The organism is [Clostridium] scindens ATCC 35704 (genome assembly GCF_004295125.1).
Taxonomy (GTDB): Bacteria; Bacillota; Clostridia; order Lachnospirales; family Lachnospiraceae; genus Clostridium_AP; species Clostridium_AP scindens.
On record NZ_CP036170.1, the window covers coordinates 3,361,431 to 3,385,544 of the forward strand.

General features: G+C 47.9%; 19 protein-coding genes and 1 riboswitch. Of the genes, 1 reads left to right on the forward strand and 18 read right to left on the reverse strand.

All coding sequences use genetic code 11. The features are described 5' to 3' along the window. Positions 1–471: 471 nt before the first annotated feature. Positions 472–2,094 (forward strand): Na/Pi cotransporter family protein, encoded by a 1,623-nt coding sequence (locus tag HDCHBGLK_RS17240; RefSeq protein ID WP_004605071.1) that lies wholly within the window; start codon positions 472–474, stop codon positions 2,092–2,094. 75 nt (positions 2,095–2,169) lie between these two features. On the opposite strand, the gene HDCHBGLK_RS17245 is transcribed toward HDCHBGLK_RS17240, so the two are convergent. From HDCHBGLK_RS17245 to HDCHBGLK_RS17330, 18 genes are all read right to left on the reverse strand, one after another. Continuing rightward, positions 2,170–3,780, reverse strand: a complete 1,611-nt coding sequence (locus HDCHBGLK_RS17245) for an MBL fold metallo-hydrolase RNA specificity domain-containing protein (protein WP_004605070.1) — start codon at positions 3,778–3,780, stop codon at positions 2,170–2,172. A 50-nt stretch (positions 3,781–3,830) separates the two neighbouring features. Next, entirely contained in the window at positions 3,831–4,571 is a 741-nt protein-coding gene (gene sigE, locus HDCHBGLK_RS17250) for an RNA polymerase sporulation sigma factor SigE (RefSeq protein WP_039909257.1), read from the reverse strand. Continuing rightward, positions 4,537–5,364, reverse strand: a complete 828-nt coding sequence (locus tag HDCHBGLK_RS17255) for a sigma-E processing peptidase SpoIIGA (RefSeq protein WP_004605068.1) — start codon at positions 5,362–5,364, stop codon at positions 4,537–4,539. Before HDCHBGLK_RS17255 ends, sigE begins: the two co-directional genes overlap by 35 nt. A gap of 354 nt (positions 5,365–5,718) precedes the next feature. Continuing rightward, a complete protein-coding gene (gene ftsZ / locus HDCHBGLK_RS17260; RefSeq protein ID WP_004605066.1) occupies positions 5,719–6,960 on the reverse strand; it encodes a cell division protein FtsZ in 1,242 nt (413 codons plus the stop codon). 137 nt (positions 6,961–7,097) lie between these two features. Next, positions 7,098–7,868 (reverse strand): cell division protein FtsQ/DivIB, encoded by a 771-nt coding sequence (locus HDCHBGLK_RS17265; protein WP_004605064.1) that lies wholly within the window; start codon positions 7,866–7,868, stop codon positions 7,098–7,100. A gap of 39 nt (positions 7,869–7,907) precedes the next feature. Continuing rightward, positions 7,908–8,924 carry an FtsW/RodA/SpoVE family cell cycle protein gene (locus HDCHBGLK_RS17270; protein WP_230104879.1) on the reverse strand — a complete coding sequence of 339 codons (1,017 nt, stop codon included), beginning with the start codon at positions 8,922–8,924 and terminating at the stop codon, positions 7,908–7,910. Positions 8,925–9,009: 85 nt separating this feature from the next. Next, positions 9,010–10,362: a UDP-N-acetylmuramoyl-L-alanine--D-glutamate ligase gene (gene murD, locus HDCHBGLK_RS17275; protein WP_004605062.1), complete on the reverse strand. Its 1,353-nt coding sequence runs from the start codon at positions 10,360–10,362 to the stop codon at positions 9,010–9,012. Between the two features lie 10 nt (positions 10,363–10,372). Then, the gene (gene mraY / locus HDCHBGLK_RS17280) at positions 10,373–11,329 is read right to left on the reverse strand and encodes a phospho-N-acetylmuramoyl-pentapeptide-transferase (protein ID WP_004605061.1); all 957 of its coding nucleotides are present in this window, start codon (positions 11,327–11,329) and stop codon (positions 10,373–10,375) included. 66 nt (positions 11,330–11,395) lie between these two features. Next, on the reverse strand, positions 11,396–13,120 hold the full coding sequence (locus HDCHBGLK_RS17285) for a peptidoglycan D,D-transpeptidase FtsI family protein (protein ID WP_004605060.1): 1,725 nt from the start codon (positions 13,118–13,120) through the stop codon (positions 11,396–11,398). Positions 13,121–13,182: 62 nt separating this feature from the next. Continuing rightward, entirely contained in the window at positions 13,183–15,030 is a 1,848-nt protein-coding gene (locus HDCHBGLK_RS17290) for a peptidoglycan D,D-transpeptidase FtsI family protein (RefSeq protein WP_004605059.1), read from the reverse strand. Between the two features lie 8 nt (positions 15,031–15,038). Continuing rightward, positions 15,039–15,596 carry a hypothetical protein gene (locus HDCHBGLK_RS17295; RefSeq protein WP_009248628.1) on the reverse strand — a complete coding sequence of 186 codons (558 nt, stop codon included), beginning with the start codon at positions 15,594–15,596 and terminating at the stop codon, positions 15,039–15,041. A 36-nt stretch (positions 15,597–15,632) separates the two neighbouring features. Further along, positions 15,633–16,568 carry a 16S rRNA (cytosine(1402)-N(4))-methyltransferase RsmH gene (gene rsmH, locus HDCHBGLK_RS17300; protein WP_004605057.1) on the reverse strand — a complete coding sequence of 312 codons (936 nt, stop codon included), beginning with the start codon at positions 16,566–16,568 and terminating at the stop codon, positions 15,633–15,635. Positions 16,569–16,579: 11 nt separating this feature from the next. Next, complete coding sequence (gene mraZ / locus HDCHBGLK_RS17305; RefSeq protein WP_004605056.1) at positions 16,580–17,020, reverse strand: division/cell wall cluster transcriptional repressor MraZ; 441 nt, start codon at positions 17,018–17,020, stop codon at positions 16,580–16,582. Positions 17,021–17,202: 182 nt separating this feature from the next. Next, positions 17,203–17,457 carry a hypothetical protein gene (locus HDCHBGLK_RS17310; RefSeq protein ID WP_004605055.1) on the reverse strand — a complete coding sequence of 85 codons (255 nt, stop codon included), beginning with the start codon at positions 17,455–17,457 and terminating at the stop codon, positions 17,203–17,205. A 53-nt stretch (positions 17,458–17,510) separates the two neighbouring features. After that, positions 17,511–18,350, reverse strand: a complete 840-nt coding sequence (locus tag HDCHBGLK_RS17315; protein ID WP_004605054.1) for a DegV family protein — start codon at positions 18,348–18,350, stop codon at positions 17,511–17,513. 119 nt (positions 18,351–18,469) lie between these two features. Beyond that, positions 18,470–19,627, reverse strand: coding sequence for an FtsW/RodA/SpoVE family cell cycle protein (locus HDCHBGLK_RS17320; protein ID WP_004605053.1), 1,158 nt, complete (start codon positions 19,625–19,627; stop codon positions 18,470–18,472). Between the two features lie 61 nt (positions 19,628–19,688). Beyond that, a complete protein-coding gene (gene pflB / locus HDCHBGLK_RS17325; RefSeq protein ID WP_004605052.1) occupies positions 19,689–21,920 on the reverse strand; it encodes a formate C-acetyltransferase in 2,232 nt (743 codons plus the stop codon). Positions 21,921–22,016: 96 nt separating this feature from the next. Continuing rightward, a riboswitch (ZMP/ZTP riboswitch) is annotated at positions 22,017–22,100 on the reverse strand. Between the two features lie 71 nt (positions 22,101–22,171). Then, the gene (locus HDCHBGLK_RS17330; RefSeq protein ID WP_004605051.1) at positions 22,172–23,863 is read right to left on the reverse strand and encodes an FAD-dependent oxidoreductase; all 1,692 of its coding nucleotides are present in this window, start codon (positions 23,861–23,863) and stop codon (positions 22,172–22,174) included. Positions 23,864–24,114: the final 251 nt, after the last annotated feature.

Here is a 24,114-nt window from a genome sequence, read left to right on the forward strand (position 1 = left end):
AATTATTGAAATCATTCTGAAAGGCGGCCCTTATGAAAAGATTCAAGATGCTACTACTCTTATTGCTTATCTTTTTTGCCGGGCTGTTTTTTGTTTCTATTGATAACAATTCTCATAATATTTCCTCTTACAAAGAGCACCCTGACACCTATACAGAGGGCTATGTCTGCCATCCGGCAACGATTACGCCTTATACGAAAGCCTCAAGCGTATATCCGGGCCCTCAAAAAAAGACTTCTTTCAGAAGAGGAAGTTCCTTTATGCTGCGTATGCCTGTCCTGCACGCATGCTGCCGAATCCCTTTCCTCCTTGGCCTTCCTGCAAAATACAGGCGTCTTCTGCAACTGATTGGCAGCCTCTTTGCCTCTATGATTTTCATGCTTCAGATCTGGATCATTCACCAGGTAGATGGAAAAAAGCGCTCTCCTTTATATGAAACCGGCAATTTAATATAAAGGAGAATAGAATACTATGGAAATAAACGATCTCTTAATGCTGCCCGGCGGGCTGGCCCTATTCTTGTATGGCATGCAGATGATGAGTACCGGGCTTGAGACCGCCGCAGGCAACAAGATGAAGACGATCCTTGAGAAGCTGACCTCCAATCGCTTCAAAGGTGTTCTGGCAGGCGCTGCCATTACAGCTGTCATCCAATCTTCTTCCGCCACCACCGTCATGGTCGTAGGCTTCGTCAATTCCGGCCTAATGACTTTAAGCCAGGCCGTATGGGTAATTATGGGAGCCAATATAGGAACCACGATCACCGGACAGCTGATTGCGCTGGATATCGGGGCAATCGCGCCTTTGATCGCATTTATAAGCGTTGCAGTCATATTGTTTTCCAAGAATGATAAAGTAAAGCATATCAGTTCCATTTTTGCAGGCCTGGGCGTACTGTTCATCGGAATGGATATGATGGGCGAGGCGATGGAGCCGCTGCAGTCATCTCCTGCTTTTCTGAACATTATGACCACCTTCCAGAATCCACTTGCGGGCATACTGATCGGCGCCGTATTTACTGCTATAATCCAGTCCTCCTCAGCTTCGGTGGGAATCTTGCAGGCTCTGGCAGCCACGGGGGCAATCCCCTTATCCGGCGCTGTCTATATCCTGTTCGGACAGAATATCGGCACTTGCATTACCGCTGTCCTGGCTTCCATCGGCACAAAGGTCAACGCAAAGCGTACCACGGTGATCCATCTGCTGTTTAACATCATAGGCACGCTGATTTTTACCTGCATCTGCATGGCAACACCTTTCGTATCCTTTATGGAGACGCTGACTGGCAATCCTGTAGCACAGATAGCCAACGTTCACACCACGTTTAATATTGTAACTACGCTGATCCTTCTGCCTTTTGGCGGCCTCATGGCCAAGGCGGCCGTCCGGCTGCTCCCGGACACAAAATCCAGCGAGCCCCAAAGAAGGAAGCTGGAATACATCGCGCCTTTTGAAGGACATTATTCCATGGGACATGCCGCCGTTGTCCTCTCCCAGCTTAGCAATGAAGTGTCCAGAATGTCCGGCATGGCAAGAGACAATGTAGAAGCCGCTTATAACGCGCTTTTAAATGATGATGCGAAAGCCCTGGAAGCCATTGAGGAACAAGAGTCCTACATAGATTACCTGAATGAGGAGATTGCAAAATATATCGTAAGCCTGATGTCTGTGGAGATGTCCGAGAAAGATTCCAAGTGTATCAATAATTATTACATGATCATCAGCAATATAGAAAGAATCGGAGACCATGCGATGAACATCGCTGAATATCTGAAGTCCTTGAAAAAATGGTCCGTTCGCTTCTCCGACAACGCCATCTCGGAGATACGCAAGATGAAGCAGGTGAGTCTTAAGCTCCTGGAATGTCTGGAACGCGCGGATGGAGAAAACAGCCAGTTTCTTCTGGAGCAGGCCGCGAAATATGAAAATCTCATCGATGATATGCAGAAGAAATACCTGAAACGGCAGATAAAAAGGATTCGCAAAGGAAATTGCAAGGCCGAGGCTGGCATCCTTTTTTCCGAACTGCTCACGGACTTTGAGCGAATTGGTGACTATGCCCTTAATCTGGCTGAATTATATGCTGATATGTAAAAAAGACAAATAATGGATTTGCAGCAGGCTGCTGCAAATCCATTATGATTCCCGATGGCCCGCATGGGAGGCGCATCAGTCGCGATCCCATTTATCCGCAAGATTATGGATCTGATTCTCAAACTTTGCAAGGTCCTTGTTTGCAAGGCCTTCATTCTTATATACCACGTCAAGCAGCCGCTTCGCCGCAGCGACCACTCGCCCAAACGCCGCCGTCGCCTTGGCTCTTGCCGGCTTCTCCGCCGCCTTCTTTGGCATCTTCACGCCTTCGCTTAGGATCTCATTGGAAGCAAGATCCACGCATCCGCCTGAATATGGCGCAAATGTCGGACAGCCTATCGTGTCTTCCACCAATTTCGCGAAGTGATCCGTCACCGTATCTTCGCCGTGCACTACGATCACCCTGTCAGGCTTGTGTGTAAACCCTTTCAGCCAGTTCAGCAGCCCGTTCATATCTGCGTGGCCGCTGATTCCTTTCACATCCACGATCCGTGCATTCACCGTAATATTCTCGCCAAAGAGCTTGACGCTCTGCGCGCCCTCGATCAGCTTGCGTCCCAGCGTCCCAACTGCCTGGTAGCCTACGAAGCATATCGTACACTCGCGCCGCCACAGATTATGCTTCAAATGATGGCGGATACGGCCAGCCTCGCACATTCCAGATGCAGAAATGATAACCTTGGGCTTATCATCAAAATTGATCATCCTGGACTCGTCGCTTGTAATCGTGGTCTTAAGTCCAGGAAAGATCAGCGGATTTATCCCTTTTTCCACCAGAGCCATCGCCTCTTCATCAAAGCAGGATTTCACATTCTTATTAAATACGTTGGTGGCTTCAATCGCCAGCGGGCTGTCTACATAGACTTCAAAGCCCTGGTACTGGGGCAATAGCCTTTTTTCCTTGATCTCTCTGATAAAATATAGCAGTTCCTGGGTTCTGCCAACCGCAAAAGATGGAATGACCACATTGCCGCCCTTATCAAAGGTCTCCTTCAATATCTTCGTAAATTCTCCGATATAATCCGGCACCTCATCGCCATGGGTCCTATCTCCGTAAGTGGATTCGATCACCACGTAGTCTGCCTCGGCTACCTTCTGCGGATCTCTGATAATGGGCTGGTTGGTATTTCCTACGTCTCCTGAAAATACCACCTTTTTTGAAATCCCATCTTCCGTAATCCACACTTCGATACTGGCGGATCCAAGCAGATGCCCCATATCATTGAACCGGACTTCTATGCCTTCGCATAATGTGATCTTTTGCCCGTAATCGCAGGGCGCCAGCAATTTGATGGCTGCATCCGCATCTTCCATAGTATAGAGCGGCTCATATGTCTCCTCGCCGCTTCTCTTAGCCTTGCGATTCCTCCATTCTGATTCTGATTCCTGGATGTGCGCGCTGTCTCGCAGCATGATGTTGCACAAATCTGAAGTAGCGAAGGTCGTCACAACATCGCCTTTGAATCCCTGCCTGCAAAGAAGCGGAATCTTTCCGGAATGATCGATATGCGCATGGGTCAGAAGAATATAGTCAATCTCCTTTGCCGTCACAGGAATTTCCTGATTCTCATACAGATCAGGCCCCTGCTCCATACCACAGTCGATCAAGATATTTTTCCCGCATGCTTCCAACAGATGACAGCTTCCAGTTACTTCGTGGGCTGCACCAATACAGCTAAGCCTCATATACCCAACCCCTTTTTTTCTTCTATTGTATCATCTTTTCAGGGCCTGCGCTATGAATACTTTACCATCTCCCGTTTTAACCGCTGCATGATCTTTTTCTCAAGCCTTGAGATGTAAGATTGGGAGATCCCCAGCATATCTGCTACTTCTTTCTGGGTCTTCTCCTCGCCATCCGGCGTTCCCAGCCCAAACCTCATCTTGATAATGGTTCGCTCTCGCCCGGACAGGCGGCTGATGGCTTTGACCAGAAGTTTCCGTTCCACTTCGTTCTCCAAATCTTTATAAATGGTATCCTCGTCCGTCCCCAGAATATCCGAGAGCAGCAGCTCATTCCCGTCCCAGTCCACATTCAGCGGCTCATCGATGGATACCTCCATCTTTGTCTTGTTATTCCTGCGAAGATACATCAGGATTTCATTCTCTATGCACCTGGAAGCATAGGTTGCCAACTTGATATTCTTCTCCGGATTAAACGTATTAATTGCTTTTATCAATCCAATCGTGCCTATAGAAATTAAATCCTCTACACCGACTCCTGTATTGTCGAATTTCTTCGCGATATACACCACAAGTCTCAGGTTATGCTCGATCAGCGTCTTCTTTGCTTCCTCTTCGTCCTCCGATCCCAAGTCATTGATAGCCGCCGTCTCTTCCTCGGTATTAAGGGGCGCAGGCAGTATATCGGAGCCGCCTATGTAATGGACATCCTTCTTGTCCGGGAAAAGCAGCGCTTTGAAGTCGGGTATTACCTTTAGTTTAAATTGATGCGGTACTGCTACTTTTATTATCATCATCTATTCCTCCTACCAAAATCTCAGGATTTATAATCATCTTATATTTATCAGCGGTCATCTCATTCTCGCAAATAGCCGCCATCGGTTCTGCAATCCATTGCTTTTTGTCATTGCGTATGCACATCTTATCCAACGTCACAAGAGGCATGACCCCATCCTTCTTGCCGATGGAATGATAGGGAATGTAGCGTAATTTGACTGCCTCGCTCCCCGCGAGAAGTTCTCTTGCCACATCCTGATCCAGAATGCATACCGGCTTTCCTGTCAGTTCATCCCTCAGGCTGTTTCCCGTATCAATCAACGCCTGTACCTGACATTTCCTTCCATTCATATAAAGGTCTGCCTGGCATCTGTACTGGTTCTGCCTGGAAAGATAGGAAATCAGGCTCCAGATGCCGGACACCACATAGTAACTGGCTACTGCCAGCACAAAGAACAGGCTTCCGATCCGCATATACTGTCCGAGGAATTGAAACACCCCACCTGTCAGGAACCCGCTGATATACAGCAGTATCCAGGCCTTCAGCATATCTGATCCCCACTTGACTAAAAGCCCTGCCCTGATCATTAAAACATTCACCATGCCATGGAACAGTACGAATTTGACAAACGTATAGGGAACTGGAAGAATTATAACCAGACAAGTCAGTGCTGATCCCAGGAGCGCTCCTAATGCAATGCGTCCATGCCTGGCTGGACATTTCAGCATCTTCCTTACAGCCACAAGAAGGATATAATCCATCGTAAAGTTCACCGTGAAAAACACGTCTATGTACAATTCATAATACACGTTCCACCTTCTTTCTCTTTGGGTATACTAAATCGATTTGGTACGTGGGCAAGATTCATTATACGAGTTGCTCCAAAAAGATTTTGTCAGATGATGGAGTCCATTTTTATTTTCGTTCGACAGCACCTTCAAGACACAAGATATAGATTCCCATAAGATGATTTTTTCGGATTTGTCTTATGCTGGCATACAACACTTTGTATCCCTCATTGGCATAAAAGAAAGAATTTTGTGGAATAAAAAAAGAATTTCTTGACAAAACTTGTCGCAATAAGAGGATATATAGAAAAATAGAACGAAAAAAAGAAAAAAAGCCAGATGCATGAAAATCATGCATCTGGCTTCCTATCATTATTATTTCTTAAAGAAATCCGGTATCTTGATAGACTGTTCCTTCACCTTGCTGGTTGGGGTTCTTGGAGTCTCTAAGGATGGCGTAGTCCCTCCTACCGAACGCTTTGCCGCAGTGGTAGTGCCGCCGCCTTTCGTGGGCGCCATGCCAAAGTCAATCCTTGGAGATGCCTGGGAAGTCTGCGCCGGCTGTACCGGCCTTTCATATCCCTGGGCATGCGTTGCCGCTGTATGAGGCACGGAAGAAACTCTTGGGTTTTCAAGTCTTGCTTTCAGTTTAGAAGCGCTTCCTCCCACATTATGAAGGCCTGTGGCAATAACCGTAATGGTCGCCTCATCAGCCCTGGAATCATCATACATAGCACCGAAGATGATGTTAGCATCCTCTCCTGCCAGTTCCTGTACGTACTCTGCCGCATCCGATGCATCCATAAGGGTGATATCGCCGGATACGTTGATGATAACATGAGAAGCACCGGCAATGGTTGTCTCAAGAAGCGGACTGGCAACAGCCTGCTTAACTGCCTCAAGAGCCTTATCATCGCCACGTCCCTGTCCGATACCGATATGCGCGATTCCTTTGTCCGTCATAACCGTCTGGACATCGGCAAAGTCAAGGTTAATAAGAGAAGGTACATTGATAAGGTCTGTAATACCCTGGATACCTTGCTGCAATACTTCATCCGCCTTCTTAAGGGCCTCCGGCATGGTGGTGCGTCTGTCTACCACTTCCAGAAGTTTATCATTCGGGATAACAATCAGAGTATCCACGCTTTCTTTTAATTTTTCAATTCCCGCAAGGGCATTATTCATACGTGTCTTTGACTCGAAGCGGAAAGGCTTTGTCACAACGCCTACCGTCAGCGCTCCCTGTTCTTTCGCAATCCGCGCAACCACAGGCGTCGCTCCGGTACCAGTGCCGCCGCCCATGCCGCAGGTTACGAATACCATATCCGCGCCTTTTAATGCGGCTGATATCTCCTCTGCGCTTTCTTCTGCTGCCTTTTCTCCAATCTCGGGCCTTGCGCCTGCTCCCAGCCCCTTGGTGATCTTGTCCCCAATCTGCATAAGCGTCGGAGCCTTACATAACTGCAATGCCTGTTTATCTGTATTAATGGCTATAAATTCAACACCGGCAATCTGCTCGTCGATCATTCGGTTGACGGCGTTATTACCGCCCCCTCCGACTCCAACAACAATTATTTTTGCCGCTGCTTCTGATTCGTTCGTTTTAATTTCTAGCAAGGGTTTCTCCTCCTTTGTTATCCTTATTATATATTATACATCCCGTATATAAAGCAAATGAAAAAAGTTCAGTCTGCCATATATAGTATATAATATAGACTTTTGTATAAAATATCAATAGAATTACAGTATTTTTCTTATTTTTCTTCCGGAAATTCTCCAATATCAAAGGTAATTGTCTCAGTTGTCTCGGAATAATTTTCTAAATGAAGAGTTCCTTCCTGATCTCCCAGTTTTTCCATGATTGGTGCAATCTGCGCAATCTGCTCGGAAGATACGTTTTTCCCTAGGCTTACGCATACTTTTCCGATATGCAGATAGATCTTGTCATCCTTACATACAATACGATCCGTAGACAGATGATACTTCACGACTTCCTTGGACGTCTCCAGTATTTCTTCAAATATCCTGGTATCATCGCTCCTTAACTGCTTGTACAGCTTAATATCCTTTACCTCGATCCCCTCGATGCATGGCAGGCCCTCGATCAGGGAAGACGACTCTGAAACCACCAACCCCGCCTTGTCAAAATATGCATAATCCTCTCCATTGCGCACATATCCTACGATGGGCTTCTCCTTCACTGTAACCTTGAGTACCCAAGGAGCCTTAAGCCCAACTTCCATGCTTTCCAGGCATGGGAGCTGCTCTCCGTATCCCAGCGCGTATTTTCCAAGAATATACAGCGTATTAATGGAATACTTATCACTTTGCACCGTATCGGCGATCTCCTGATCCGTGCAGTATTCATTGCCGCTGATCTCTATCTTCTGTACATAAAAAAGAATCAGAACGCCCAGCGCGATAATCGCGATTCCCAGCAGAAGGACCACCAGCGCGTACAGGCGGTGGGACTTCTTCTTTCTTTTTCCCGGCTTTTCCTCTTTCTGACGCTTTTCTTTTCCCATGGTATATACTCCCTTTTTATTCTTTTCATCTTATCTGTTCTATTTTACCAGAGAAGACACGCTTAGTACAAGCCCCATTTCCAAAAGCAGGAACACCAGCGACGTTCCCCCGTAGCTGACGAAGGGAAGCGTAATTCCCGTATTGGGTATGGTATTGGTTACCACTGCTATATTAAGGATGACCTGGATCATCATATGCGCCATGGCTCCCGTCGCGATCAGGGCTCCGAACAAGTCCCTGGAGTGGGTGGCGATCACGAAAAATCTCCAGATAAGGATCAGGAACAGGATTAAGACAAATCCTGCCCCGAACAGTCCCAGTTCTTCGCAGATAATCGAGAAGATCATATCATTCTGAGCCTCCGGGACGAAACCCAGTTTCTGGACGCTCTGGCCAATCCCCCGTCCAAACAGGCCTCCGGAGCCAATGGCATAGAGTCCCTGCAAGGTCTGGTATCCTTTCTCATATGCCTCCGGATTCCTCCAGATGGCAAGGCGCTCCAGACGGTAACTCTCAAGCGCCAGGAAGATCGTCATGAATCCAATGCCCAAAAGCCCCATGAACACAAACTGCCCGTACTTAGGGCTGGCCACGAATACCAGGATGACTCCGATGCCCAGAATGATGATGGCCGTGCTCAAGTTGCTGGCTCCTACAAGGCCGACGATGGGCAGGATCATAGCCATAACCTTGATCATCGTACGCATCTTTCCCATATTCTTTATATCCTTCGTTATCACATGGGCCAGAAACAATATCACCGCAACCTTGGCAAATTCGGAAGGCTGAAAAGAAAAAGGCCCCAAAGACAACCATCTTTTGGACCCATTATACTCATCGCCTACAAATAAGACTGCAACCGACAAAAGGATTGCCGTAAAGTATCCCAGCACAGCCACATGCCTCCACCAGTGATAGTCCATATTGGCCACCACAAACATCCCGGCAATACCCAGAAGCATGGCAAAAGCCTGCTTCTTCAGATAGTAAAATGAATCATGGAACTTTACTTCTCCGTTGTATGCACTCGTACTATACAGGATCACCAAGCCCATGATGATAAGAAGAAGTAACGCAGCAAGAAGCGTATAATCATGCTTCGAATTTCTTTTTTTAGATTGTGCCAATCTATGCCACTCCTTATAAGGAATTTACAATCTCTTTGAACTTCTCTCCGCGTACTTCATAACTTGGGAACATATCCCAGCTTGCGCATGCCGGCGATAGCAGTACTGCATCCCCTGGCATGGCGATCTTCGCTGCCGTAAGCACCGCCTCTTCAAATGTATCTGCAAACAGGTAATCCTTGAATCCGCAGGCATTTGCATCTTTTGCGATCTTCTCTTTCGTTGCCCCAAGAAGCACCAGTTTTTTCACTTTTCCGTCAAAACTTTCAATCCAATCCGTGTAGGCGGAATCCTTGTCGTATCCTCCTCCGATCAGCACCGTCGGCCTGTTCATGGCCTGGATGCCCTTGATCGCGGCATCTGGGTTGGTACCCTTGGAATCATTGTAATAGGCGACCCCGTTCTTCTCCGTCACATATTCGATCCTATGCTCTACTCCCTTGAACTCCTTGATGCTTTTGCGGATGGTCTCCATAGGCACGCCATAAACATAAGCCATGGCAACGGCTGCCATTACGTTCTCGTAATTATGGGTTCCAAGAAGCTGCAGTTCATCTACGCGGCATACGCTGACTTCTTCGCCGTCCCTATAGATGATATTGCCATCCTCAAGATAGATTCCCTTTTCTAGTTTACGCTGGCTGCTGAAATATAGAACCTGTGCTTTGACTTTCTTTCCAAATTCTCTTGTCAGGCCGTCTTCATAATTCAGGATGCAATAGTCCTGCGGGCCCTGATTTCTGGCAATATTCTTTTTCGCGTTCACATAGGCTTCCATGGTATGGTGTCGATTGAGATGATCCGGCGTAAAGTTAAGAATCGCGCTCACCTTCGGGCGAAAGTCCACGATGCTTTCCAACTGGAAACTGCTCATCTCGGCTACCGTAATCGTATTTTCATTCATCTGTCCTGCCACGGCCGTATAGGGATTGCCTATATTGCCGACAATGTATACATCATCCTGGTAATTCTTCATGATCTCGCCCAGCAGGGAGGTCGTCGTGGTCTTCCCATTGGTGCCGGTGATCGCCAGAACATCGCCTTTGCCAAACGCATAGGCAAGTTCTACCTCGCCGATCACCTGGATGCCCCGCTTTCTCATCTCTTCCACCACGGGAAGGTCTGTAGGAACGCCGGGACTTAAGATTACCATATCCAGGCCATCCAGCAGATCTTCCGGAAAACTTCCCAGTACCACCGATGTCTTCGGGCCTCCCCCAAGGCTGCTTAGCAGTCCTGCTTTATCCAATTTCTCATTGCCGTCATACAGCACCACCTGCGCGCCATGCTGCGCAAGCAGCTTTGCTGCTCCTATTCCACTGATTCCAGATCCAAACACCAGGAATTTTCTCTCTTTTACTTCCATAGATATCCTCCTACATAGCCATTAATGCAATCAGGCACAGGATTGCCGTAATAATAGAAAATACTGCCACAACCTTTGTCTCAGACCATCCGCACAGTTCAAAATGATGATGTATCGGCGCCATCTTAAAGAACCTCTTGCCGCCGGTCTTTTTAAAATATGTCACCTGGATTATGACAGATACCACTTCCACCAGATACACCAGGCCTACAATAATGATAAATATGGGCATCTGCAGCATATATGCCGTGGAAGCCACGAATCCTCCCAACGCCAGGGATCCCGTATCTCCCATGAACACGCTGGCCGGATATACATTGAACAGCAGGAAGCCAAGAAGCGCTCCTACCACCGCGCACGTAATCGGCGAGATGCCACTCTTGGTTCCGATTGCAACCACCGTGAAGAATGTGGCTACCAGCACGGTAACGCTGGAAGCAAGGCCATCCAGGCCGTCTGTAAAGTTTACGCCGTTTACGGTTCCGATTACCGCAATGAACATGACCGGAACTGCAAGCCAGCCTATATTCAGATATTTTCCGCCGGAAAACGGAAGCAGCATCGCAAGGGATACATCCGTAAATTTCAGGATATAGAATGCAAAGATGGCGGTAACAACAATCTGCAGGGCCATCTTCTGCTTCGGGTATAATCCGTCCGAGCGCCTCATCACCACTTTCAGGTAATCATCCAAAAAGCCAATCAAGCCAAATCCCAAGGTTACAAATAATATAGGAAGGATTTTGGGATAATCCTTGATGTAGAACACAGAAGTAATCACAATACTCAGAAGTATAATGACGCCTCCCATGGTAGGCGTCCCTGCCTTCTTAAGATGGGACTTTACGCCGTCTTCCCGCTCTGTCTGGCCCATCTTAAGCCTTCTTAATATCGGTATGATCACCGGCCCCATAATTACGCACAATGCAAAGGATATCAACACTGGTATAAATACTTTATAATCCATAATCCACCTCTTCGTCTCTTTTGTTAATCAGGCAATTTCTTAACCTTACCTAGTATACTTCATTTCCTATTGTTTTTCAATGCCAAGATAGGGCAATATATTCTCAAATATGTTCCCTATGACAGGCGCTGCGATCGTCCCGCCATAATAGACTCCCTGCGGATTATATATGACGCACATCCCCAGCACCTGCGGGTTATCCGCAGGTGCAAACCCAATGAACGAAGAGATATATTTATTGGCGCTTCGTGGCAGCGTCTGGGAGGTAGCCGTCTTCCCGCCTATCCGGAAACCTTCCACCTTGGCGTTTTTCCCGGATCCTTCGGATACCACGCTCTCCAGAAGCATGCGCATGGTAGCGGAAGTCTCTTCTGATACGATATTCTTTTTTTCTTTGTAGCGGAACTCTTCTATTTCTTTTCCTTTCGAATCCAGGACCCTTACCCCGAAGTGGGGCGTCACTCTTCTTCCCCCGTTGATTAAGGAACTGACCGTAGTTGCCATCTGCATCGGGGTAATCTGGAAAGACTGGCCAAAACTCATCGTCGCCAGTTCCACAAGCCCTATATTCTCCTTCTTATGCATGATCGTTCCTGCCTCGCCCGGAAGGTCTACGCCTGTCATATCCATCAGCCCGAACTGCCCGAAATAGTCGTAGAACCGGTCCACTCCCAGCCTCAGCCCGATATCAATGAATACAGGATTGCAAGAATTCTGAATGCCCTGGACAAAAGTCTCTGATCCATGCCCTCCTACTTTATGGCAGCGGATCTTGCGATCCTCCACCACCCGGTATCCGGGACAGCTGAATGTATCATCCAGATGAACCACGCCTTCCTCCAGGCAGGCGGATGCAGTGATGATCTTAAAGGTGGAGCCTGGCTCATAGGTATCATTGATACATCCATTCCTCCACATCTGGTTCAAGGCTTCCTGCTTCTTTTCATCCGTCATAGAATCGCCGCTTTCTCCCGAATTCAAGGTGAAGGGCTCGTTCAGGTTGAACTCAGGCACATTTACCATGGCAAGTATCTCCCCGTTCTGCGGATTCATAAGCAGGATAGCCACCTTGTCTGCCTGCTTTTCTTCCATTACCTTTTCCGCCATCTGCTGGGCATACATCTGGATATTATAATCCAGGCTTACCTGAAGCGTATTTCCCGCTACCGGCTCCACCCTGTCTTCCGCCACCCCGTCAAGTTCCACGCCTCTGGCATCCGTTGTCGTCAATATCGTTCCATTAATTCCCTTTAAATATTCCTCATACTTTACCTCGAGTCCGATAATTCCCTGGTTATCTCCGCCGGTAAATCCAAGGACCTTGGAGGCCAGTTCGTTATAAGGATAGTATCGTTTGAAATCTTCATCCACCTTCACGCCTTCCAATTCCAGGTTTCGAATCTTATCCCCGGTAGCCTTATCCACATTCGCCTTGATCCGCTCCATAGAAGACACCTTCTCCACCCTGGCTCGCACCGTCGTCTCGTCCATCTCAAGGGCAGCGGAAAGTTCCCGGATTACGGTTTCCGGATCTTTTACCTGGCTATGGATCACAGAGATGGTACAGACCGTCTTATTAGTAGCCAGGACGGTGCCTCCCGCATCCACAATCTCTCCTCTGGCCGCCTTGATCTCCCGCTCCCTCTCATGAAGGGCTTCCGCCTTCTTCTGGTAGTACTGGGCATCAAATACCATCAGATAGACCAGCCTCCCCACCAGCGCCAGAATGATTGCAGCCGCGCAGATGAATACTACGAATATCTTTTTCTTGTTATACGTTTTATTCTTCATATTGAAAAAACCTCACAAAAGCCGTTTCTATAATTTATTATGGCTTTTGTAAGGTTATTCAGCTAATTTCCCTCAGCGTCCGCTGATTTTTCTATTCCCAGATAAGGGAAGATCTCCGTCATGATCTTGGAGGACAGTTCCGTCGCATAGGAACTAGAGGCCTGTCCCGGCACATTCGGCTCATCTACGACTACATATACCACTACCTCCGGATTTTCCTGGGGCGCATATCCGATGAAAGATACCAGATACTTTCCGTTGCCCCTGGGCAGTTTCTCCGCTGTTCCCGTCTTACCGCCCACATCATAGCCTTCTACAGCTGCCAGGGAGCCAGTACCTTCCTGAACAACGCCCAGCATATAATCTTTCAAGATATCGCTGGTCTCCTTGGATACCGTCTTTTTCATCAATACAGGATCCCTGTTCTCCGTCACATTGCCGTTGTCATCCTGTATCTGTTTTACCACATGGGGCTTATAATAGTCCCCTCCATTGATCAGTGAGCTGAAAGCAGCCACCATCTGGGTCATCGTCACATTAAAGTTCTGGCCAAATGCGTTGGTAGCAAGGCTGGCCGCATCCATATTCTCAGGCGTATACAGAAGTCCTTCGGTAGATCCTTCTCCCGGAAGGTCAATCCCGGTATATTCCCCAAATCCAAATAGTTTCTGATAACGGCAGAATTCTTCCGTGCCAATGCTCTGGCCGATTTCCATCAGCGCGACGTTGCAGGAATTTTCAAGAGACTGCTTCAAAGTCTGCGGGCCGTGTCCATCCCTGTTGCTGCAGTGGATGTCGTGGTCGCCTACATGAAGCACGCCGCCGCATACATAATTCTCGTCCCCGGTCAGAATCCCGGTTTCCAGTCCCGCGGCAATGGTAAATGGCTTGAATGTGGAGCCTGGCTCGTAGGTATCGCTGATGCAGAAATTATTCCACAGTTCATTCAGCTTTTCAATCTTTTCATCATCCGGCATTGCGGCGAGTTCTTCTTCCGAGTAATATTTCGACATATCCCTTGGATTGTTCAAGTCATAATTCGGATAGGAGGCTTCTGCAAGGATCTCTCCATTTTGAGGATTCATTACGATAACCGCCGTATTCTTGCTTCCCTCGCCCGGAGTCGTCTCATTCTTGTGCTCATCATTAAATTCCAGAATGTGCTTTTCCACGATATTCTGCACCTGGAGGTCAATGGTAGAAACCACTGTGCTGCCGTTATCAGCCTCCTTGACCGTACGCTCGAAGGAGGAACTATCATCCAGATACCCATACTCTCTTCCATCCGTTCCATTGAGGATGGAATTATAGGATGCCTCGATTCCATTGCTGCCTACGTTTCCATCGACGGTAAAGCCGATAACATCGCTGGCAAGCGTGTTGTAAGGATACGTCCTGATATAGTCTTCCTCCAGCCAGATTCCCTTCACATCCGGATATTTCTTGTCATCCTTGTCTATTTTCTCAAATTCCTTTGCCTTGGCGTAATCCACGCCTTTCTGCAATATATTATATCTGCTGGACGGGCTCTTATCCATCAGTTCCCGTACCTTGTCTTCTTCGATTCCAAAACAGTCCTTCAGCACTTCAATCGTCGGCTCGATATAATCCTTATCGCTCATCATAACCTTCACATCCAGGATCACGTTATAGACCCTTTCGCTGGTTGCCATCTTCGTACCGTTGCGGTCCACGATATCTCCCCTTTTAAAAGGAATGGTCCTGCTGTCATACTGCTGCTGATCCAGAACCACCTTCGTGTACTTGTCTCCGCTGGCTGCGTTGATATAGGTTATTCTGCCAACTAAGAAAACAAAAGCTAGTACAATTGCCACGAAGAGCATTACTAGCTTTTTTTGCATTCGTTTGGAAAATCTTTTCTTAAAGAAAGTTTTTGTCTGTTTTGCCATATTTCCACCTATTTAGAATTCTTGTCTGACTGGGCAAGCACCCCGTCTTCCGGAATGCTCTCATACTGCTTCACATAATCTGTGGCAGGGTTGTCATATTCTACAACCTGCTGTGGCGAAGCATATACCATTCCCAGATCCGTCTGCGCTTTATCGCGTATCTCGTCCAGATTGACGGAATCCATAATCGCATTATACTTGGTATTATTCTCTTCTTTCATATCCGCCAGTTCTTCCTGCATCGCAGTAATGTTCTTGGAACGGCTGGTGATCCTGGACTGAAGCTGCACATAATTGACGCACACGATCAATGCCATCAATGCTGCTATTGTCAGGAAAACCACGTACGCGGAACTCATATGGAGGGCTTGTCTCCTATTTCTGCGCACCTGGCGGCTTGTCCTTTTCACTGGTCTTTCGGGCGACTTTTCATGGCGTCTCGGCTCATATGCCGGCTTTGTTACCACATTGCCATATACATACATCTGTGCGGACGCGCTGTTTCTTTCACTGCTTCTTCTTGCGTACTGCTGTCTGCCTGCTGAATAATTCTGTCTTGCCGCCATGTTTGTCACCCCTTTCTGTCTTCTATCTATCGGCACTTATCTTCTCTCAAAGATACGAAGCTTCGCGCTCTTTGAGCGGCTGTTTGCCTCCATCTCATACTTGCTTGGAAGGATGGGCTTTCTAGTAACAATACTCCCCTTTGATACGTTCCCGCATACACATACAGGAAAATCCGGCGGACAGGTGCAAGGATTCTCATTCTTCTTGAATGCGCTCTTTACAATCCTGTCTTCCAGCGAGTGGAACGTGATAATGCATAGCCTTCCACCCGGATTCAATAGTTCGATCATGTCGTCCAGTGTATCTCTTAGAACCTCCAGTTCCCGGTTCAATTCAATACGGATAGCCTGGAACGTCCGCTTTGCCGGATGCCCAGACTTCTTCTGGTACTTCATTGGTATGGCCCCTCTGATAATCTCTGTCAGCTGGCCTGTCGTCTCGATGGGACCTTTACCGCGCTGGGCTACGATATGTTTGGCAATGTTCTTGGCAAACTTATCCTCCCCGTAATCTCTGATCACACGGTAAAGATCCATCTCGCTGTAGTCATTGACGATGTCCCTGGCTGTCATTTTCTGACGTGTATCCATCCGCATGTCCAGAGGCGCATCTTCTCGATAGGAAAATCCACGTTCTGCCGTATCCAATTGATAAGATGATACGCCCAGATCCAGGATGATTCCGTCGACCTTGTCAATTCCCAGTTCATGGAGCCGCGACTTCATATCACAATAGTTGCTCCTGACTATGGTGACTTTCTCCCCGAAGTCATTTAAACGGGCGTCTGCAGCCTCGATGGCCGCCGCGTCCTGGTCTATTCCTATAATACTCCCCTTTGTTCCGAGGCGTGTGCATACTTCATAGGCATGTCCGCCTCCACCAAGCGTCCCATCTACATAGATGCCATCCGGCTTGATGTTTAATCCATTGATTGTCTCATCCAGTAATACTGACTTGTGCTCGAATTCCATATCTTCTCCCTCTAGATACTGAATCCGCTGGCTTCCATATCAGATGCAATATCTTCAATGTTAAGTTCCACTTCAGCATTCTTTTCATCCCATCTTGCTTTGTCCCAAATCTCGGCACGCTTCCCCATGCCGATGAATACTACTTCTTTATCCAGTTTGGCAAAATCTCTCAAAACGGAAGGGACAAGCGTTCTTCCCTGCTTATCCAAGTCTCCGTCAGTTGCGCTTCCTATAAAGAAGTATGCAAGCGCGCGGGCTTTTTTATCTGTGGTCGTGGGTAAGGCGTTAAGTTTCTCTTCAAAGGTGTTCCATTCGTCTTCCGGGTATACATAGAGGCAATTTTCCATTCCTTTTGTTATGACGAAATGCTCCCCTAGATCGTCACGAAACTTGGCCGGAATGATCAATCTGCCTTTTGCATCAATATTATGACTGTACTCTCCTTTCAACATAAGAACTCACCTTCTCCCAGTGGTCTTCCACTTATCTACCACTTTGCTCCACTTCTCACCACTTTCTACCACTTGAAACCATTGTAAACTACTTTTTTATTGTTTTCAAGCCCTTTTTATAATTTTAGGCAAAAAAATAACGGGCAGAATTTCTTCTGCCCGCAATCGCGTCTGTCTTGCTGCTATTCACCTGCTTCAGCCGCATCGGCAAGGTTCTGCGTCAGATCCTTGACAGCAGTATAGTCAATCTGCACCTTATCCTTCGGCTTGTTGGATTCATACGTTCCATAGGCGGAATACCCGATCCACCCGATCAATACAAGTCCCACGACTCCCACCACGCATTTGCGCAGGATGTTCTGGAACTTCTCTTTTTTCAAATTCTTCTTACGGTTTGCTTTTTCCTTCTTATATCTATCTACTTTTTCCTGACTCATAATTTCCGGCTCCTTCTTTCCAGGCTAGAAATATTCTATCACAATCCTGCGGATTATACAACCACAATTATGCCCCCGTCGGACGCATACATGCTGCTGATTCCCGCCGTATCAAGGATCACCACATCCCTGAACTGCGCCTTTGCCATCAGCATCTCCTTCACATATTCCGCTCTGTCCGGGCAGTTGCAATGGGAAATCGCCAATATCTTATCCTTGGAATTCTTCAGATTTTCCACCACGTGATCCGCCATCTTTATCAGCGCTTTCTTGACTCCTCTGGCCTGTCCCAGCTGCTTGATCACTCCATCCTCAGTAGCGCCCATAACCGGCTTGATATTAAGCGCCGTGGCCACGATCGCCTTAAGGCCTGTAAGCCGTCCGTTCTTTCTTAGCGTCTCCAGAGTCTCCAGTACAAAATACGTGTCCTGCTGGGCGATATATGCTTCCACCTCGTCTACGATTTTCTGAAACTCCATGCCTTTTTCCTCGCACTCGGCAATCTTCATGGCTATCAGGGTCTCTCCCACTGATGCGGACCGTGAATTAAACACATAGATATCTTTCTCTCCATGCTCTTCATGATACAGATTCTTCCCCAGCATGGCGCTGTTGTAAGAACCGCTTAATTCTGCCGACAGGGTTACCGCATATACATGATCCGCATCACAGCAGTATCCTTGCATATATCTTTCCGGAGATGGGCAGGATGACTTGGGACATTCCGGCGAGGATGCCACCAGTTTCAGAAAGCCTGCCTGGTCAAATGTCTCGTCATCGATAATATGGTGTCCTGCTACATCTATCTCTAATGATGCCGTCTCAAAATATCCGGACGCCTTCATATCTTCTGTCAATTCTCCACAACTGTCAACAATGATCTTATAACTCATATCGTTCCTCCCGGCATGCAGACATCTATATGTTTTAGCATGTCATCTATTTCTATTATATGTAGTTTTGAATACTACATTATTCATCATAGCATATTTATGCCAGAAAGAAAAGTATTTTATTCGCTGATTTTGATTCTCTGCGATACCCCCAGCGCAATCCCCATCTCCGCCATCAAAAACAGAATCGAGGTTCCTCCGTAACTGATAAACGGAAGCGTGATTCCCGTCGTAGGAATCAGATTGATGACAACCGCCACATTCAATACTACCTGAAGGGCGATATGGGCAAAGATTCCTGTTACGATCAAGGATCCATAAAGATCCGGCGCATTCTGGGCAATAAACAGAAGTCGAAACAGCAGCATTCCGAATAGCACCAGGACGATGATCGCTCCGAACACGCCCAGTTCCTCACATATAATAGAAAGAATCATATCATTCTGCACTTCGGGAATGATCATCTTCTGTGCGCTGTTGCCCAGTCCCTTGCCGAAGAATCCTCCGGAACCAATGGCATAGAGGGCCTGCATGATCTGGTATCCGCCCTCTGAGGCATGCTCTTCCGGATTCAGCCATACCAGAATTCTTCGCAGGCGGAAGTTCTCGCTGGTTGCAAGCGCCATTCCCAGTATCTTCACTCCCACCAGAATCACTGCCAGTCCGGCAATAACGATGGCGATGAAGGGCTTCGTCTTCGGATGTACGACGAATACCATAATGCATGAGATTCCCATAACGATAATGGCAGTACTCAGGTTATCTGTAAGAAAAAGGACGCAGGCCGCAGAGAAGCCGCCCCACAGGAGGACCTGTCCAATGCCTCTTAGCGTCTTTATCTCCTTGCCCATCTTGCAGATCAGCACCGGTATGAACAGAATCACTGCAATCTTCGCAATCTCCGATGGCTGCAGTTGCTGATCAAAAGGAAGCTTGATCCAGCGCTTGGCGCCATTTACCTCTTTTCCGAGAGGCGTCTTTACCAAAAGCATCATGAATACGGAGAAGAAATAAATCGGCTTTGCCCATTTAATATAGGCATGATAGTCTATCTTCATAACTATATACATGCCGATAAATCCAACGATGCAGAACAGAATCTGCCGCTTAAAATAATGCATGCTGTCCCCATAATTTACCAAAGCGCTGTAGGCGCTTGTGCTATACAGCATCACCAGGCCGAAACAGGACAGGAATATCAGCACGGCCAGCAAGCTATAGTCAAAATAACTGACGGCATTTGTTCGCTTTTTTCTTGTTTCTTTTTTTCTAGCCATATTTTACACTCCAATCGTATCTATTATACTCAGATACAGAGGTAAAAACAACCAGGAATCCCTATATTCTCTCGTGGAATGTCCGGGAGATCACTTCTTTTTGCTGTTCTTTTGTCAACTTGTTAAAGTTGACCGCATATCCGGACACCCGGATCGTAAGGTTCGGATACTTTGCCGGATTGTTGTAGGCATCTACCAGCGTGTCGCGGTTTAAGACATTTACATTCAGGTGATGTGCCATCTGTCCAAAGTATCCATCCAGAACCGCAGTCAGATTCGCCAGCCTCTCTTCCTCCGTCTTGCCCATGGCCTGAGGCACGATGGAGAAGGTGTTGGAGATCCCATCCTTGCAGTATTGGTAGGAAATCTTGGCCACAGAGTTCAGGGATGCAAGCGCGCCGTTTATGTCTCTTCCGTGCATTGGATTTGCCCCGGGGGCAAACGGCTCTCCTGCTTTTCTCCCGTCAGGGGTGGCTCCCGTCTTCTTCCCGTACACCACGTTCGACGTGATGGTCAGGATCGATAGCGTCGGCTCTGCATCTCTGTACAGTTTCTGCTTCTTAAGTTCTTCATAGAACAGTCTTACCTGCTCGCTGGCAATCTGGTCTGCCCGGTCGTCATCATTTCCAAAGGCCGGATACTCCCCGATAATCTCATAATCCGTAATCAGCCCCGTCTCCTCATCGCGGATACATCTGACTTTTGCATGCTTGATGGCTGACAATGAGTCTGCAAGAACGCTCATTCCCGCAATGCCAAATGCCATATACCGATGCACGTCCGTATCATGAAGCGCCATCTGGGTCTTCTCATATGCATACTTGTCATGCATATAATGAATCACATTCATCGTATTGGCATACATATTCGCAAGCCAAGGCCGGTAGATATCAAGCAGTTCCATAACCTTGTCATATTCCAGATACTCGCCCTGGTATGGCTCATGTTTCGGTCCCACCTGCATATTATGCTTCTCGTCTTTTCCTCCGTTGAGCGCCATCAGAAGCATCTTGGCCAGGTTCGCCCTTGCGCCAAAGAACTGCATCTCTTTTCCGATTCTCATAGCCGAAACGCAGCAGGCGATTCCATAGTCATCCCCGAACTGCGGACGCATCAGGTCATCATTCTCATACTGGATGGCATCCGTATCGCAGGATACTTTTGCACAGAAGCGCTTGAAATTCTCCGGCAGATTCTTTGACCACAGTACGGTCAGGTTTGGTTCTGCTGATGGCTTCAGGTTATAGAGCGTATGCAGCATGCGATAGCTGTTCTTGGTCACCAGCGTGCGTCCGTCCTCGCCCATGCCTCCTATGGATTCCGTAATCCACATGGGATCTCCAGCAAATAGATCATTGTATTCCGGCGTCCTCAAATGCCTGGCCATGCGAAGCTTCATCACGAAGTCATCCACGATCTCCTGAACCTGTGTCTCATCTAAGATGCCTCTTTCAAGATCCCTTTCAAAATAAATATCCAGGAAGGTAGAGGTTCTGCCCAGGCTCATCGCTGCGCCATTCTGTTCCTTGATCGCTCCCAGATACGCAAAGTAGAGCCATTGAACCGCTTCTTTTGCATTCTGGGCCGGCTGGCTGATGTCATAGCCGTACATGGCGGCCATTTCCTTTAATTTTCCAAGGAAATTAATCTGCTGATACAGTTCCTCCAGCTGGCGGATGTGATCCACATCCATCGTCTCCATACTGATTCTGTCTTTATCTTTCTGCTTTTCTTCAATCAGGCGGTCCACGCCGTAAAGGGCCACTCTTCTATAATCTCCGATGATGCGTCCTCTTCCGTATGCATCCGGAAGGCCTGTGATCAGCCCGCAGTGCCTTGCCGCCTTGGTGGCTTTGTTATAGACGCGGAACACACCGTCATTGTGCGTGGTCCTGTATTGAAACTCGTCTTCTACCTTCTGGGACAATTCGTAGCCATAAGCCTTGCAGGCTTCTCTTGTCATCCGAAGTCCGCCAAAAGGATTGACGCCGCGCTTTAGCGGCCTGTCCGTCTGCAGCCCTACGATGATCTCCTTGTCTTTGTCGAGATAGCCGGGCTTATAGTTCAAAAGAGAGGTAACCGTATGGGTGTCAATATCCAGCACTCCGCCAAACTCTCTTTCCAGCACCAGCAGATTCTCGAATTTGTGCAGCAGTTCCTCCGTGCGTCCGGTAGCCGGCTTAAGGAACTCTTCGTTTCCTTCATAAGGCGCATAGTTCCTCTGGATAAAGTCGCGTACATTGATCTCTTCCTGCCATTTTCCTGTCTGAAATCCTTCCCATTGTGTAAACATCTGATACTTCCTCCTATATTCTGAATATGACACCAATTCGCTGCTGCTCTCCTTTTATCCTGGTAATGATGGACAAAAAAGAGCAGCATCAAAAAACGATGCTGCCCAGACGGTCGGCTTGATTACAGATCTTCATTCCCTTGTGGTACTCCACATTATCCGTCAGTAATGAAGACCTTTGTCTACTTGTATGAGGAGTATAACATCAGAAAGCCTCAAGTGTCAATTCGTCATTTTTACTAAATTTTATATTACAGCATCTCTCTCTGGCAAGCTGTGCGGGCTGCAATCCGTCCAAAGCACAGGGCATGCCCAAGGCTATAGCCGCATGCAGGAACACCGTGGCCAAAATTGCCTGTATTCGCCACTTCTCCTGATGCAAACAGTCCGGGGATGATTCGTCCCTCCTGATCCAGGACTCTTCCTGTAATGTCAATCTGAAGGCCGCCAAATGTTATGGAGGTGGCCGGCTTTAAGAATACCGCATAATAAACAGGGCCTTTCAATTCGTGCATCTGGCCTGCCGGCTTTTCGAAGTCTTCGTCAAATCCTGCGCGGCACAGTTCATTATAGCGATTCACCGTATTTTCCAGAACCTCCGGGTCAACGCCCATCTTTCCTGCCAGTTCCTTTATGCTGCCGGCCTTGGGGGTATCTGGCAGGGTAAGCGCATAATTCAGCAGCTGGAAGGGCTCGTCGCCGCAGGTGATATACCATGCGCCAGCGCTTCCCGTACGCGCAAGTTCGGCCCCAACCAGGCTGTGGAACTGATATTCATTACAGAACCGTTTCCCGCTGCGGGTCACGATCAGCCCTGACTCTTCATTGACGCCTGCCCCGCTTCGATCATGAAGCAGCATGGTCTGGAGATAGGGATGCTGGTAATTTCTTGCCCCGATGGCTTCAGCAGCCCAGATTCCATCTCCCTGACTGGAATCCGGACAGTTATAATAGTAGTCCTTCATCCACGGAAACTTGGATTCTACCAGTTCCCTGTTGGCTGCATATCCGCCTGTCCCCAGAATTACTCCCTGGCTGGCGTGGAAAGTCACGGTGCTGCCATCTTGCGTATCTACTGCTTTGGCTCCAACGACTCTTCCATCTTCTCTGATCAATTCTGACAGCGCCGTATTCAGAAGCGTAGTGCCGCCCAGTTCATGGAACCGGTTATTCAGCGGAACGATGAAGCTGCCGCCCCATCCCATGGTCTGCCCTTCTCCGCCGATGCAATTGTGTATCCTCCATGGCAGTTGAGAGCCATGGGGCGCCTCTAAATCCTGTACCTCATGCCCCATCTTGATCAGCCATTCCAGGTTCTCATTGGCATGATAGCAGAAATAGTTGATCTTGGGATCATCCAGGAATCCGCCAGCTGCATTTTTCAAGAATCCGAACAGTTCCTGAGGCGAGTCATAGATTCCCTGCTCTCTCTGCATACGGGTATCTGCCGCAATCAGCTTGCCTCCGGATATTGCGGAAGATCCTCCTACGATTCCCTGCTTTTCCACCAGAACAACCTTGGCCCCGCAATCTGCGGCTTCCACGGCCGCGGACAGTCCTGCCAGGCCGCTGCCGAATACGACCACATCTGCGTCAATCGTACGGTCCGGCTTCTTCGCGGGAACCGGTACCGGAACCTTCTTTAAGGCATCTGCATCCCCTCCGGCCTGCTCTACGCATGAGGCGACCGCATGCACGATAGCGCCGCACACTACTTCCGCTCCCACCACCATAGGAACTGCCAGCGACTGATGCTCGATAATCTTAGGAATGTAATATTCAAAAGGCGAACTCTCCAAGCCATATGCCTGCCCGTAGATTTCCTTATGCTTAACAATCTTAATGTCCGTGATCCGATCCTCTGAGAATGTAACCTCCAATATCACCTTTCCTCTTACTCCATAGCCTTTTCCGGTATATGTCCCGGGTGTATAACTTGCCATATTATCCGCTCTCCTTTCTTCATCTCTTCTATGTTATAAATCCACCATAATTTCCTGGGATTGCAAAGTCAACAGGCTTGCAAAGAATCATATACTATGCCGTTTTTTTGTCGCTTCCCTATGCGCTAAATATGTGGAAACTGTCATCTGCCGCTGGCTTTTTGGATCTCTCCTCTTCCGCCGGAATGCTCACATCTTATCGGTTTTTCCATACACTGTTATTGTAAACGTTTATGGAAGGAGCAAAGCAT

Excerpts from the sequence above, each read along its gene's own strand:
- HDCHBGLK_RS17240 (WP_004605071.1), top strand. The coding sequence starts at position 472 with ATGGAAATAAACGATCTCTTAATGCTGCCCGGCGGGCTGGCCCTATTC.
- HDCHBGLK_RS17245 (WP_004605070.1), bottom strand. The coding sequence starts at position 3,780 with ATGAGGCTTAGCTGTATTGGTGCAGCCCACGAAGTAACTGGAAGCTGT.
- sigE (WP_039909257.1), bottom strand. The coding sequence starts at position 4,571 with ATGATAATAAAAGTAGCAGTACCGCATCAATTTAAACTAAAGGTAATA.
- HDCHBGLK_RS17265 (WP_004605064.1), bottom strand. The coding sequence starts at position 7,868 with ATGGGAAAAGAAAAGCGTCAGAAAGAGGAAAAGCCGGGAAAAAGAAAG.
- HDCHBGLK_RS17270 (WP_230104879.1), bottom strand. The coding sequence starts at position 8,924 with ATGGGCTTGGTGATCCTGTATAGTACGAGTGCATACAACGGAGAAGTA.
- murD (WP_004605062.1), bottom strand. The coding sequence starts at position 10,362 with ATGGAAGTAAAAGAGAGAAAATTCCTGGTGTTTGGATCTGGAATCAGT.
- mraY (WP_004605061.1), bottom strand. The coding sequence starts at position 11,329 with ATGGATTATAAAGTATTTATACCAGTGTTGATATCCTTTGCATTGTGC.
- HDCHBGLK_RS17285 (WP_004605060.1), bottom strand. The coding sequence starts at position 13,120 with ATGAAGAATAAAACGTATAACAAGAAAAAGATATTCGTAGTATTCATC.
- HDCHBGLK_RS17290 (WP_004605059.1), bottom strand. The coding sequence starts at position 15,030 with ATGGCAAAACAGACAAAAACTTTCTTTAAGAAAAGATTTTCCAAACGA.
- HDCHBGLK_RS17295 (WP_009248628.1), bottom strand. The coding sequence starts at position 15,596 with ATGGCGGCAAGACAGAATTATTCAGCAGGCAGACAGCAGTACGCAAGA.
- rsmH (WP_004605057.1), bottom strand. The coding sequence starts at position 16,568 with ATGGAATTCGAGCACAAGTCAGTATTACTGGATGAGACAATCAATGGA.
- mraZ (WP_004605056.1), bottom strand. The coding sequence starts at position 17,020 with ATGTTGAAAGGAGAGTACAGTCATAATATTGATGCAAAAGGCAGATTG.
- HDCHBGLK_RS17310 (WP_004605055.1), bottom strand. The coding sequence starts at position 17,457 with ATGAGTCAGGAAAAAGTAGATAGATATAAGAAGGAAAAAGCAAACCGT.
- HDCHBGLK_RS17315 (WP_004605054.1), bottom strand. The coding sequence starts at position 18,350 with ATGAGTTATAAGATCATTGTTGACAGTTGTGGAGAATTGACAGAAGAT.
- HDCHBGLK_RS17320 (WP_004605053.1), bottom strand. The coding sequence starts at position 19,627 with ATGGCTAGAAAAAAAGAAACAAGAAAAAAGCGAACAAATGCCGTCAGT.
- pflB (WP_004605052.1), bottom strand. The coding sequence starts at position 21,920 with ATGTTTACACAATGGGAAGGATTTCAGACAGGAAAATGGCAGGAAGAG.
- HDCHBGLK_RS17330 (WP_004605051.1), bottom strand. The coding sequence starts at position 23,863 with ATGGCAAGTTATACACCCGGGACATATACCGGAAAAGGCTATGGAGTA.